We start from the raw sequence: 13,362 nt of genomic DNA on the forward strand, positions 1-13,362 counted from the left end.
CATGGCAGTTGAAGATACTCAACCACTCATCAGTCATCTGATTGAGCTACGCAAGCGCCTGCTGAATGCCATTATCTGCATTCTGGTGGTGTTTTTAGCGCTGGTTTATTTTGCGAATGACATCTATCAGCTGGTGGCTTCACCGCTGATTAAGCAGATGCCGATGGGCGCGAGCATGATTGCGACCGACGTCGCATCACCGTTCTTTACGCCAATTAAACTGACGATGATCGTTTCGGTGTTCTTATCAGCACCGTTCATTTTGTATCAGGTCTGGGCATTTGTGGCCCCTGCGCTTTACAAACATGAACGACGTCTGATGATGCCGCTGCTGTTCTCAAGCTCTGCGTTATTCTACCTCGGCGTGGCATTTGCCTATTTCGTGGTGTTCCCGCTGGCGTTTGCTTTCTTTGCGAAAACAGCGCCGGTTGGCGTACAGATTGCGACTGACATTAACAACTATCTCGATTTCGTGATGGCGTTGTTTATGGCCTTTGGTGTGTCTTTCGAGGTGCCCATCGCGATTGTGCTGCTTTGCTGGAGTGGCGTGACCACGCCGGAAGACCTGAAAAAGAAACGTCCGTATGTCCTGGTTGGGGCATTCGTGGTTGGCATGTTGTTAACGCCTCCGGATGTGTTCTCGCAAACGCTGCTGGCAATCCCGATGTATCTGCTGTTTGAAATCGGGGTGTTCTTTGCCCGTTTCTACGTCGGAGCACGCCGCCGGTCTGATGTCGATACTGATACCGATCCGGATCAGCCAGCATAATCCTTTTTCTGCTTTAAAAAACCGCCCTGATGGGCGGTTTCTGTTTCAGGACTCTCCATGTTTGAAATCGGTATAAACCTCACCAGCAGTCAGTTTGACAAAGACCGTCAGCAGGTGGTGGAAAGAGCCCGGGCCGCCGGGCTGAGCGGTATGTTGATCACCGGCACTTCCGCTCAGGAAAGTGTCGACGCGCAGAGGATGGCGGCAGAGCATCCGGACTTCTGCTGGTCTACCGCGGGCGTGCACCCGCATCAGGCCAGCGAATGGAATGAGCAGGTGGCTGCAAGCATTCGTCAGATGGCTGAATTGCCCAATGTTGTCGCTATCGGTGAATGCGGGCTGGATTTCAATCGCAACTTTTCTCCGGCAGACCTTCAGGAAGCGGCTTTTACGGCGCAGCTTGCACTGGCGAAAGAGTTACAGTTGCCGGTGTTTTTGCATTGCCGTGACGCCGGTGAGCGTTTTGCCGCATTGCTGAAACCCTGGCTGGCAGATTTGCCGGGTGGCGTGGTGCATTGTTTTACCGGCACCCGCCATGAGCTTGAGTTGTATTTGTCTCTGGGTCTGTCGATTGGAATTACCGGATGGGTATGCGACGAGCGTCGTGGACTGGAACTGCGTGAAATGCTGCCGCTGATACCGGCTGAACGGCTGATGCTGGAAACGGATGCGCCGTATTTGTTGCCACGGGATATGGAGAACAAACCAAAGAACCGTCGCAATGAACCGGCTTTCCTGCCGCATATCGTAAATCAGGTGGCACTGTGGCGGGGTGAAGACCCGCAATGGCTGGCTGATATCACGGACGCCAATGCGCGCAAGCTCTTTGCGTTACCTGAACGTCGCTGACGCCAATGAAAAGGCACCGCAAAAGGGTGCCTGTTTAGTCTTAATATGTCGAAAATACCGGTCAGAGTTTCTGGAAGTGGGTGTTTTCTATGCTCTGGCGAACGGGCTGATTGATCAGGTTGAGCATCAGCAGCGAACGGGCCTCGCCATCCGGTTCGGTATAAATGGCTTCGATTCCGGCGAAAATACCGTCAGTGATGACAACCGGATCGCCTTCATAAGGCGTATCGGGATCGCGGATTTCAATTGTCGGCGGCTCCATCAGTTGTTTGATAACGTCCGGCTGGACGGTTGCCAGCTTTGCACCAAAGCGGATGAAGTGGCTGACGCCACGGGTGGCGTTAATCGTCGTGGTATGGATCCGCTCAGGGTCAAACTCAATGAACATGTAATTTGGAAACAGGGGCTCGCTGACCGCCGTACGGCGTCCACGCACCAGCTTTTCCAGTGTGATCATCGGTGTCAGACAGTTTACCTGTTGGCGCTCAAGATGTTCCTTGGCGCGCAGAAGCTGACCACGTTTGCAATAGAGTAAATACCAGGATTCCATAGGTTCCCACATTAAAGCGTCGAGCGGGGCAGCATACCAAAAGCCGCTCATGAGATACAGACAGTGCAAGTCTTTGCAGACGTTTGCTGATTGTCGACCCGTTATCTTTTATTATCGAAGAAATGCACCTTCTTATCCCCCCTAATAGTCTTATTTTATCAGGAGAAGTCTCATGGAGTTGTTCTTACTGAGTAACGGTAAGCTCTCAGGCGAATCAGAGTTACTGGGCTACGCGAAAGCGCGCATCCAGGCCATGTTGCAGGCCCGCAAAATTACTTCAGCCGTCCTGATCCCTTACGCTCTGATCCGCAGTGATTATGACGCGCGTGCGAAAGAACTTTCCGATGCGCTGGGTATTCAGGTCAGCAGTATTCATCATGCAGAAAGCCCGGCTGAGGCGATTGCCAGCGCAGAATGTATTCTTATCAGCGGCGGGAATACCTGGATGCTCAATCAGATGCTGCATGAAAACAGCCTGATTGTGCCAATTCAGCGCGCAGTGCGTGAGCGCAATGTGCCTTATGTCGGCTGGAGCGCAGGTTGTAATGTCGCGACGCCAAGCATTCGTACCACCAATGATATGCCGGTGCGTAACTCTGTTGTTCTGCCTGCTCTGGGCCTGTTCCCGGTGCAAATCAATCCACATTATATTGATGCACATTTAAGCGGTCACATGGGTGAAACGCGTGATGAGCGTATTGCAGAGTTCTGCGCGGTTAATCCGTCTGAATCCGTGATTGCGTTGCGTGAAGGCAGTTTGCTGCAGGTGTCTGGTAACGATCTGAGTTACTTCAGCGCTAAAGAGCAGGGTTTCAAAGTGTTCCGCCACGGGCAGGAAACGCAGGAATATCAGGATACTCAGGCGATTCAGCCTTTGGTACCTTTTAACTGCCAGTGATTTTCGCACAAATCTAAATACGCACCGTCAGACCAGAATTAACGGGACTGGCGGTTATACTGCTTTTTCGTTATCGGCGTTGACTTAGGGTAGAATCTTACTAAAAAGAAACCTGCTGATAACAAAAAAGCAGCAACAACCCCGGAGAGGCTCTATAATGCCCTCCTTCAACCCGGCGACTCAGAATTAGCATGAAATACCGTGATTTACGTGACTTCCTCTCGTTACTCGAAAAGAGAGGCCAGCTGAAACGCATTAGCCAGTCTGTCGACCCTTATCTGGAAATGACCGAGATTGCCGATCGCACCTTGCGTGCTGGCGGCCCGGCTCTGTTGTTCGAAAATCCAAAAGGCTATGACATGCCAGTTCTGTGCAATTTATTCGGTACACCACAGCGTGTGGCGATGGGCATGGGCAAAGAAGATGTCAGTGCGTTGCGTGAAGTCGGTGAATTGCTAGCCTTTCTGAAAGAACCTGAACCGCCGCGCGGTTTTCGTGATTTATTCGACAAAGCACCGAAGTTTAAACAAGTGCTGAATATGCCGACCAAAGTGCTGCATTCCGCACCCTGTCAGGAACAGATTTGGGAAGGCGACGCGGTCGACATCACTAAGATCCCCGTGATGCAGTGCTGGCCGGAAGACGCAGCTCCGCTGATCACCTGGGGTCTTACTGTCACCCGTGGGCCGAGTAAACCGCGTCAGAATCTGGGCATTTACCGCCAGCAGGTGCTGGGCAAAAACAAAGTGATCATGCGCTGGTTGTCTCATCGCGGCGGCGCACTGGATTTCCAGGAGTGGTGCCAGCAGAATCCCGGACAGCGTTTTCCGGTTTCTGTGGCGCTGGGTGCCGATCCGGCAACGATTCTTGGTGCCGTGACGCCGGTTCCCGATACGCTTTCTGAATATGCCTTCGCGGGTTTGTTACGCGGCAATAAAACCGAAGTCGTAAAATGTATTTCTAACGATCTGGAAGTCCCGGCAAGCGCTGAAATTGTGCTGGAAGGGTACATTGAGCCGGGCGAAATGGCCCCTGAAGGCCCTTATGGTGACCATACCGGCTACTATAATGAAGTAGACAGTTTCCCGGTATTCACCATTACGCACATGACGCAGCGTAAAGACGCTATCTATCATTCGACCTACACCGGCCGTCCGCCGGATGAACCTGCGGTTCTGGGTGTCGCGCTGAATGAAGTGTTCGTGCCCATCCTGAAAAAGCAGTTTCCGGAAATTGTGGACTTCTATCTGCCGCCAGAGGGTTGCTCCTACCGTCTGGCAGTCGTTACCATGAAGAAGCAGTATGCCGGTCATGCAAAACGCGTGATGATGGGCGTCTGGTCATTCCTGCGTCAGTTCATGTACACCAAGTTTGTGATTGTGTGCGACGACGATGTGAATGCCCGCGACTGGAACGATGTGATTTGGGCGATTACCACCCGTATGGATCCTGCACGGGATACGGTGCTGGTCGAAAATACGCCAATCGATTATCTCGATTTTGCTTCCCCGGTTTCGGGGCTTGGCTCAAAAATGGGGATGGATGCGACCAACAAATGGCCGGGTGAAACGCAGCGTGAATGGGGACGTCCGATTGTGAAAGATCCGGAAGTCACCGCGCGTATCGATGCTATTTGGGATGAACTCGCTATTCTTAATGATAAAGACGATGCGAAAAAATAATCGAATCTTTGTCCTACGCTTTGCTTTGATGACCCACAGAGGGAACGCATGACAACATTGAGCTGTAAAGTGACCTCGGTTGAGGCGATAACGGATACGGTGTATCGCGTCCGCCTGGTTCCGGAAGCGCCTTTCTCGTTCCGCGCGGGTCAGTATCTGATGGTCGTAATGGACGAGCGTGATAAGCGCCCGTTCTCACTGGCCTCCACGCCTGCGCAACACAATGTCATTGAGTTGCACATCGGCGCGTCAGAACTGAATCTGTATGCGATGGCGGTGATGGATCGTATTCTGAAAGAGCAGGCAATCACCGTCGATATCCCGCACGGCGATGCCTGGCTGCGTGAAGACGGCGAGCGTCCGCTGGTGCTGATTGCCGGTGGTACTGGCTTCTCCTATGTCCGTTCGATTCTTATCACCGCACTTGAGCAGCAGCCGCACCGCGATATCTCCATTTACTGGGGCGGTCGTGAACTGAAGCATTTGTACGATCTCGGTGAGCTGGAAGCGATGAGCATTAATCATCCGAACCTGAAAGTGATCCCGGTGGTTGAACAGCCGGAAGAGGGCTGGCAGGGCAGAAGCGGTACCGTGCTGAGCGCGGTTTTACAGGATTTCTCTTCGCTGGCTGAGCACGATATTTATATCGCCGGTCGTTTTGAGATGGCTAAAATCGCCCGTGAACGTTTTGTCGCGGAACGTGGTGCGCAGGAAGATCGTCTGTTTGGTGATGCCTTCTCTTTCATCTGATTTGCATTTAAGGATGAAAGAGTAAGAGGAAAAAGCCCGCCCCTGACAGGCGGGAAAACGGCAACTAAAACGGGTAAGATACATTGATGAAAGCGGGCTAAATGCCCGCTTTTTTGTTTTTGCACAAAGAGAGAATCAGACGCGTTCGAAAACGGTCGCGATGCCCTGACCAAGACCGATGCACATGGTCGCGACGCCAAATTGTACGTCACGGCGCTCCATCAGGTTCAGCAGCGTGGTGGAAATGCGGGAACCGGAGCAGCCGAGCGGGTGACCGAGCGCAATGGCGCCACCGTTCAGGTTGACGCGATCTTCCATGGTTTCCAGCAGTCCCAAATCTTTCACGCACGGTAAGGCTTGTGCTGCAAAAGCTTCGTTCAGCTCGAACAGGCCGATATCCTGTACGCTCAGTCCGGCGCGTTTCAGCGCCAGACGCGTTGCCGGCACCGGACCGTAACCCATAATCGACGGGTCGCAGCCGACCACCGCCATTGCACGGATGCGGGCGCGGGCTTTCAGACCTAAAGATTTGGCATGGGTTTCACTCATCAGTAACATCGCTGACGCGCCGTCGGACAGGGCAGAAGACGTGCCCGCCGTGACGGTACCGTTCACCGGATCGAACGCCGGACGCAGTGCCGCCAGCGTGGCGACCGTGGTTTCCGGGCGGATCACTTCGTCGAAATCATAACGGGTCAGTACGCCTTCGGCGTTATGGCCTTCGGTCGGGACAATTTCATTAGCAAAATGCCCGGCAACCGTGGCTGCATGTGCGCGCTGATGGGAGCGTGCGGCAAACTCATCCTGCATTTCACGGCTGATCTGGTGCATTTTCGCCAGCATTTCTGCGGTCAGTCCCATCATCCCCGCCGCTTTCGCGACAGTTTTGCTCAGGCCAGGATGAAAATCGACGCCGTGATTCATCGGCACGTGGCCCATATGTTCCACACCGCCAATCAGGCTGACTTGTGCGTCGCCGACCATAATGGCGCGGGCCGCGTCGTGCAGAGCCTGCATGGAAGAACCGCACAGGCGGTTGACCGTAGTCGCCGGCACGCTGTGCGGAATTTCCGCCAGCAGCGATGCGTTACGGGCAATATTGAAGCCTTGTTCCAGCGTCTGCTGGACGCAGCCCCAGTAAATATCATCAATATTTTTGGCGTCCAGCGCCGGGTTGCGGGCCAGCACGGCGCGCATCAGATGTGCGGAGAGATCTTCAGCCCGGACATGGCGGAATGCGCCGCCTTTCGAACGACCCATCGGCGTGCGGACTGCATCAACAATAACTACGTTTTCCATGATTTCGGTCCTTATGCCTGATTGCCGGTGCTGAGATTTTCCAGCGGAGCTGCAACCGGATAGTAACTTTCATTGGTTTGCGCTTTGGCGCGTAACCCTTCTGGTGCCTGATACATCGGCCCCAGATGTGCGTACTGTTCGGTCATTTTCAGATATTCGGCGGTGCCGAGGGTATCGAGGTAACGGAACGGGCCGCCGTGGAACGGAGGGAATCCGATGCCGTACACCAGTGCCATATCGGCTTCCGCCGGGCTGGCAATGATGCCTTCCTCAAAGCAACGTACCACTTCATTAATCATCGGGATCATCATGCGGGCGATGATGTCCTGCGGTGAGAAGTCAGCGTGAGCCGGTTTCAGGTTATCGGCCAGCAGGCTGATCGCCTGTTCATCGACTTCCTTGCGCGGTTTGCCTTTGCTGTCTTCGCTGTAGCGGTAGAAGCCGAGCTGGTTTTTCTGACCGAAGCGCCGGTTGTCGAACAGGACATCTACCGCATCTCGATAATCGCGGGTCATGCGCTGCGGGAAACCGGCGGCCATGACGGCCTGTGCGTGGTGAGCGGTGTCGATACCGACCACGTCGAGCAGATAGGCCGGGCCCATCGGCCAGCCGAACTGTTTTTCCATCACTTTGTCGATCTGGCGGAAATCAGCGCCATCTCGCAACAGCAAACTGAAACCGGAGAAATACGGGAACAGCACGCGGTTAACAAAGAAACCCGGGCAGTCATTCACCACAATGGGGGTTTTGCCCATAGCCAGTGCGTAAGAAACGATACGCGAAATGGTTTTGTCTGAAGTTTTCTCGCCGCGCACGATTTCGACCAGCGGCATACGATGAACCGGGTTGAAGAAATGCATGCCGCAGAAGTTTTCCGGACGTTTCAGCGAAGAAGCCAGCTGATCGATAGGAATGGTCGAGGTATTCGAGGCCAGAATGGTATCGGCGCCGAGCAAGGATTCTGCTTCTGCCAGCACTGCGGCTTTGACTTTTGGATTTTCTACTACGGCTTCAACGACGACTGAAGCACGTTCGATGCCGCTGTAATCCAGTGTCGGATGAATGGTGGAGAGCACTTTGGCCATTTTCAGACCGTCGAGCTTGCCGCGCTCCAGTTGCTTGTTCAGCAATTTGGCCGCTTCGTTCATGCCGAGCGTCAGGGACTGGTCGTTGATGTCTTTCATCACAACCGGCACGCCTTTCAGCGCAGACTGATAAGCGATCCCGCCGCCCATAATACCTGCGCCCAATACGGCGGCCTGCTTCGGTTTTTCACTGTCTTGCGCCAGTTTCCTGGCTTTGCCTTTCACGAACTGATCGTTAAGGAAAATACTGACCAGCGCACGGGCTTCTTTCGATTGTGCAAGCGGCACAAAGCTGGCGGTTTCCAGCTGCAAAGCTTCATCGCGGCCCAGACGGGCTGCGGCTTCAATAGTTTTCACCGCGGTCATTGGTGCCGGATAATGCTTACCGGCATTTTGCATGACCATACTTTTAGCCACGCTGAAGCTCATCGCCGCTTCAATCTGGCTGAGTTTCAGTGGCAGACGTTTCGGGTCACGGCGGCTGTGCCATTCCAGTTTGCCGTCGATGGCATTTTTCAGCATGGTGATACCGGCGTCGCGCAGTTTATCCGCTTCAACCACCGCATCGACCAGCCCGACTTTCAGGGCTTCTTTCCCGCTGATATTTTTACCGGCGGCGATAATTTCCAGCGCACTGTCTGTACCAATCAGGCGTGGCAAGCGAACGGAGCCGCCGAAGCCCGGCATGATCCCTAAGCTGGTTTCCGGCAGGCCAATACGTGCGTCGGCGGTACTGATACGAAAATCCGTCGCCAGCACGCATTCACACCCGCCGCCCAGCGCATAACCGCTGATGGCAGAAAGGGTCGGTACCGGTAAATCTTCCAGACGGTTAAAAATGCTGTTGGCGAAATCCAGCCACTCATGCAATTTTTCCGCTGGTGCGTTAAATAAAGACAGAAATTCAGTGATATCCGCGCCCACGATAAACGCCGGTTTGGCTGAACTGAGCAGCAGACCTTTCAGGTCAGACTGTTTTTCAAGTATCGCAATAGCTTCGCCCAGGCTGGCGACAGTTTGGGTGTCGAGCTTGTTAACCGAGCCTGGAGCATCAAACACCAGCTCCGCGATACCGCCGTCGAGCCAGTGCAGGTGTAATGTTTCGCCTTGGTAGAGCATGTGTCTCTCCTGAATCATCTGGGATGATCTGGTATGACCAGATGCTTTGGAGTGTGGTTTTTATGTTAATAATTTGCAAATGAGATGTGTTTTATTTGCAGGCAAGATCACAAACCTTCCGGGACTATGGTCACGGTGAGGCTGTGGTAAGATGCTGCATCGTCTTTCAGGTGAAAAAAGGACAGTTGGATGGAATCGCTTACTACGCTTTATAAAGAACACATCGCCACGCTGCAGACGCGTGCCCGTGAAATTCTGCAACGTTCTCAGCTTGATGCGTTACTGATTCACTCTGGTGAATTGCTGACGACCTTCCTTGATGACCACAGTTATCCGTTCAAAGTAAACCCGCAGTTTAAAGCCTGGGTACCGGTCACTCAGGTGCCGAATTGCTGGTTATGGGTGGATGGCGTGAATGCGCCTAAACTGTGGTTCTATTCGCCGGTGGACTACTGGCACAGCCACGAGCCGCTGCCGGAGTCTTTCTGGACTAAAGAAGTTTCCCTGACGCCGCTGGCCAATGCCGATGACATCAAAGGCCAGTTGCCGGTTGATCTCAAGCGCGTCGGTTATATCGGTTACAGTCAGGATCGCGCCATCAGCATGAGCATCCCTGCAGCGAACGTGAACCCGAAAGCGGTGCTGGATTACCTGCATTATCATCGCGCCTACAAAACAGATTACGAACTGGCCTGTATGCGTGAAGCGCAGAAAGTGGCAGTGAGCGGCCACCGTGCGGCGAAAGAAGCATTCCTTTCCGGCATGAGCGAGTTCGATATCAACCTTGCGTACCTGACTGCCACCGGTCATCGCGATACCGATGTGCCTTACAGCAACATCGTCGCGCTCAATGAACACGCTTCCGTGCTGCATTACACCACGCTCGATAACCAGCCACCTGCCGAAATGCGCAGTTTCCTGCTGGATGCGGGTGCGGAATACAATGGTTATGCCGCTGACCTGACGCGGACTTATGCCGCAAAACCGGACAGTGATTTCGCTGCGCTGATCAAAGATCTGAATACCGAAGAACTGGCGCTGATCGATACGATTAAAGCCGGTGTGCGCTATACCGACTATCATGTTCAGATGCATCACCGTATCGCCAAATTATTGAAAGCCCACAAGCTGGTGGTCGATATCAGTGAAGATGCGATGGTTGAACAGAACCTGACCGGGCCTTTCCTGCCGCATGGTCTGGGACATCCGCTGGGATTACAGGTACACGATGTGGCCGGTTTCATGCAGGACGACACCGGTACGCATCTGGCGGCACCTTCGCAATATCCTTACCTGCGTTGTACCCGTGTCCTTGAGCCGGGCATGGTGCTGACTATCGAGCCAGGTTTGTATTTCATTGATTCGTTGCTGTTACCGTGGCGCGAAGGGCAGTTCAGCAAACACTTTGCGTGGGATCGTATCGACGCCATGAAGCCGTTTGGCGGCATTCGTATCGAAGATAACATTGTCATCCACGATAATCGTATCGAGAACATGACACGTGATCTGAAGCTGGCCTGATGCAGCCTTACTCCGTTCCCGCTGAACCTGTCAGTTTCAGCGAAGAAATAAAGAAGAGCCGTTTCATCACCCTGCTGGCGAGAACCGAGGGAGTTGAAGCGGCAAAAGCTTTTATTCAGGAGATCAGAAACCAGCACCCGGCAGCGCGCCATCACTGCTGGGCGTTTGTGGCGGGTGCGCCTGATGATTCTCAGCAACTGGGATTTTCTGATGACGGGGAACCTGCGGGCACAGCAGGCAAACCGATCCTCAGTCAGCTGATGGGAAGCGGGGTCGGAGAGGTTACCGCCGTCGTCGTACGTTATTACGGCGGCATTATGCTGGGTACCGGCGGTCTGGTAAAAGCCTACGGCGGCGGGGTCCAGCAGGCATTAAAGCAACTTATCGTGCAGCAAAAAGTTCCGCTGGCGGAATTCGCGGTGCAGTGTGATTACAGCCAGTTACAGCTGGTGGAAACGCTGCTTTCGCAAGTCGGCGGGCATATTTTACGCAGTGACTTTGGCGCTGCGGTAGATCTCGTTCTGGCACTGCCTGCCGCGGATGCGCCGGCAACAGTCAGTCACTTATTCGATATCAGCCGTGGCACGCTAATCCTGCGTCCGGTTTCTTAAATTTTTCTATGGTTAATTCGCTGAGGAACGCACCAGCATGCATTTTCGTGCCATAACACGCATCGTGGGGGTGCTTGTCATCCTTTTCTCGGGAACGATGATTATTCCCGGACTGGTCGCTTTAATTTACCGTGATGGTGCGGGGCGTGCATTCAGTCAGACATTCTTTGTCGCCCTGGCGATTGGGCTGTTCCTCTGGCTTCCCAACCGGAAACAAAAGAGTGAACTTAAGCCCCGCGAAGGTTTCCTGATCGTGGTGCTGTTCTGGACAGTACTCGGCAGCGTCGGGGCATTGCCGTTCCTGTTTTCTGAGCGACCCAATCTTTCCCTTACCGATGCATTCTTTGAATCCTTCTCCGGTCTGACGACAACGGGTGCGACGACACTTGTCGGACTGGATTCCCTGCCGAAAGCGATCCTCTTTTACCGGCAGATGCTGCAATGGTTTGGCGGTATGGGGATCATTGTGCTTGCGGTAGCAATTTTGCCGATATTGGGCGTCGGGGGGATGCAGTTATATCGCGCCGAAATGCCTGGGCCGCTGAAAGATAACAAGATGCGCCCGCGTATTGCCGAGACGGCCAAAACGCTGTGGCTCATCTATGTTCTGCTGACAATTGCCTGTGCACTGTCACTCTGGGGCGCGGGGATGTCGGTCTTTGACGCGATTGGACACAGTTTCTCGACTATTGCGATCGGGGGGTTCTCGACGCACGACGCCAGCATCGGTTATTTCCATAGCGGCACAATTAATACCATTGTGGCGGTTTTCCTGCTGATTTCCGGCTGTAACTACGGCCTGCACTTTGCCGTACTGAGTGGGCGAAATCTGAAGGTGTACTGGCGCGATCCGGAATTTCGTATGTTTATCGGCGTGCAGTTCACGCTGGTAGTGATATGTACGGTGATTCTGTGGATCCATAATACTTACGGCTCGCCGCTGGAAACGCTCAATCAGGCATTCTTCCAGGTGGTTTCAATGGCCACTACGGCGGGATATACCACGGACAGTATTTCCAAATGGCCGCTGTTCCTCCCACTCCTGTTGCTGTGCTCTGCCTTTATCGGCGGTTGTGCGGGTTCCACCGGCGGCGGTCTGAAAGTTATCCGCATCCTGCTGCTTTATTTACAGGGTTCACGCGAGCTGAAAAGGCTGGTTCACCCGAACGCGGTTTACACCATCAAACTCGGTAACCGCGCACTGCCGGAACGTATCATCGAAGCGGTCTGGGGATTTTTCTCCGCCTATGCGTTGGTATTCATCATCAGCATGCTGGCGATTGTAGCGACCGGCGTGGATAACTTCTCTGCTTTTGCTGCTGTCACGGCCACGCTGAATAACCTGGGGCCGGGATTAGGCGTTGTAGCCGATAACTTTGCATCTATGAATTCAGTGGCGAAATGGATCCTGATCGTCACCATGCTGTTTGGTCGTCTCGAAGTCTTCACATTATTAGTACTGTTCACGCCTACGTTCTGGCGCGAATGAGTTTTAAGAAAGGGAAACAAGAATGAAAGCGTTGATACTCTATTCAAGTCGTGACGGTCAGACACATGCTATCGCTTCTTATATAGCAAGTGAGCTGAAAGAGAAGTGCAGCTGCGATGTTATCGATCTGGTTCATGCGGAACACGTCGATTTGAAAAACTATGACCAGGTGATGATTGGCGCTTCTATACGCTATGGTCATTTCAATCCGGTGCTGGATAAGTTCGTTGCAAAACACGTACAGACTCTGAACCAGATGCCTTCAGCATTTTTCGGCGTGAATCTGACTGCGCGTAAAGCAGAGAAGCGGACTCCGCAAACTAATGCGTATGTGCGTAAGTTCCTGCTGGCCACGCCGTGGAAACCTGCAATATGCGCAGTATTCGCCGGCGCACTGCGTTATCCACGATATCGCTGGTTCGATAAGGTAATGATCCAACTTATTATGCGTATGACAGGCGGCGAAACCGATACGAGAAAAGAAGTGGAATACACTGACTGGCAGCAGGTGGCTAAATTCGCAGAAGATTTTGGGCAGATATCGTATAAGAAATCGCATTAATGCGGGCTAAATAGACGTATAGACCAAAAAGAAAGCATTCAGAAAGTTTTTTGAAATTAGGGGTTGCGGCCTTCTGAGAACTCCCTATAATGCGCCTCCACTGACCGGGAACAACGACTCCTCTAACGAGAACCAAGTCGCCCAGTCAGGAAGAATCAACCCGGTGAAAACACCGCAT

The 13,362-nt window shown here is 53.3% G+C and carries 12 protein-coding genes; 9 read left to right on the forward strand and 3 right to left on the reverse strand.

Annotated features, from left to right (window positions below; genetic code table 11):
- Nucleotide 1: 1 nt before the first annotated feature.
- Nucleotides 2-769, forward strand: coding sequence for a Sec-independent protein translocase subunit TatC (tatC, locus tag J1778_RS06030; RefSeq protein ID WP_217172398.1), 768 nt, complete (start codon nt 2-4; stop codon nt 767-769).
- 57 nt (nt 770-826) lie between these two features.
- Nucleotides 827-1,618, forward strand: a complete 792-nt coding sequence (tatD, locus tag J1778_RS06035) for a 3'-5' ssDNA/RNA exonuclease TatD (protein WP_217172399.1) — start codon at nt 827-829, stop codon at nt 1,616-1,618.
- A gap of 61 nt (nt 1,619-1,679) precedes the next feature.
- Here tatD and rfaH read toward each other — a convergent pair whose 3' ends face one another.
- Entirely contained in the window at nt 1,680-2,168 is a 489-nt protein-coding gene (rfaH, locus tag J1778_RS06040; RefSeq protein WP_217172400.1) for a transcription/translation regulatory transformer protein RfaH, read from the reverse strand.
- Nucleotides 2,169-2,340: 172 nt separating this feature from the next.
- On the opposite strand from rfaH, the gene pepE reads away from it, so the two are divergent.
- The 3 genes from pepE to fre all read left to right on the forward strand — a co-directional run bounded on the left by pepE (nt 2,341) and on the right by fre (nt 5,498).
- Complete coding sequence (pepE, locus tag J1778_RS06045; protein ID WP_217172401.1) at nt 2,341-3,066, forward strand: dipeptidase PepE; 726 nt, start codon at nt 2,341-2,343, stop codon at nt 3,064-3,066.
- A 191-nt stretch (nt 3,067-3,257) separates the two neighbouring features.
- Nucleotides 3,258-4,748: a 4-hydroxy-3-polyprenylbenzoate decarboxylase gene (ubiD, locus tag J1778_RS06050; RefSeq protein ID WP_217172402.1), complete on the forward strand. Its 1,491-nt coding sequence runs from the start codon at nt 3,258-3,260 to the stop codon at nt 4,746-4,748.
- A 48-nt stretch (nt 4,749-4,796) separates the two neighbouring features.
- Entirely contained in the window at nt 4,797-5,498 is a 702-nt protein-coding gene (gene fre, locus J1778_RS06055; RefSeq protein WP_217172403.1) for an NAD(P)H-flavin reductase, read from the forward strand.
- A gap of 135 nt (nt 5,499-5,633) precedes the next feature.
- Here fre and fadA read toward each other — a convergent pair whose 3' ends face one another.
- Complete coding sequence (gene fadA, locus J1778_RS06060; protein ID WP_217172404.1) at nt 5,634-6,797, reverse strand: acetyl-CoA C-acyltransferase FadA; 1,164 nt, start codon at nt 6,795-6,797, stop codon at nt 5,634-5,636.
- Between the two features lie 11 nt (nt 6,798-6,808).
- The gene (gene fadB / locus J1778_RS06065) at nt 6,809-9,001 is read right to left on the reverse strand and encodes a fatty acid oxidation complex subunit alpha FadB (protein WP_217172405.1); all 2,193 of its coding nucleotides are present in this window, start codon (nt 8,999-9,001) and stop codon (nt 6,809-6,811) included.
- 189 nt (nt 9,002-9,190) lie between these two features.
- Here fadB and pepQ point away from each other — a divergent pair, with 189 nt between their 5' ends.
- Genes pepQ through hemG form a run of 4 tightly spaced genes read left to right on the forward strand, consistent with a single transcriptional unit; the run spans nt 9,191 to nt 13,184 of the window.
- Nucleotides 9,191-10,522: a Xaa-Pro dipeptidase gene (gene pepQ, locus J1778_RS06070; RefSeq protein ID WP_217172406.1), complete on the forward strand. Its 1,332-nt coding sequence runs from the start codon at nt 9,191-9,193 to the stop codon at nt 10,520-10,522.
- A complete protein-coding gene (locus tag J1778_RS06075; RefSeq protein ID WP_217172407.1) occupies nt 10,522-11,133 on the forward strand; it encodes an IMPACT family protein in 612 nt (203 codons plus the stop codon). The genes pepQ and J1778_RS06075 overlap by 1 nt, the downstream gene beginning before the upstream one ends.
- 37 nt (nt 11,134-11,170) lie before the next feature.
- Complete coding sequence (gene trkH / locus J1778_RS06080; RefSeq protein ID WP_217172408.1) at nt 11,171-12,622, forward strand: Trk system potassium transporter TrkH; 1,452 nt, start codon at nt 11,171-11,173, stop codon at nt 12,620-12,622.
- 22 nt (nt 12,623-12,644) lie between these two features.
- On the forward strand, nt 12,645-13,184 hold the full coding sequence (hemG, locus tag J1778_RS06085) for a menaquinone-dependent protoporphyrinogen IX dehydrogenase (protein ID WP_217172409.1): 540 nt from the start codon (nt 12,645-12,647) through the stop codon (nt 13,182-13,184).
- The last annotated feature ends 178 nt before the right edge of the window (nt 13,185-13,362 follow it).

The sequence above is a fragment of the Rahnella bonaserana genome (genome assembly GCF_019049675.1).
GTDB classification, from domain to species: Bacteria; Pseudomonadota; Gammaproteobacteria; order Enterobacterales; family Enterobacteriaceae; genus Rahnella; species Rahnella bonaserana.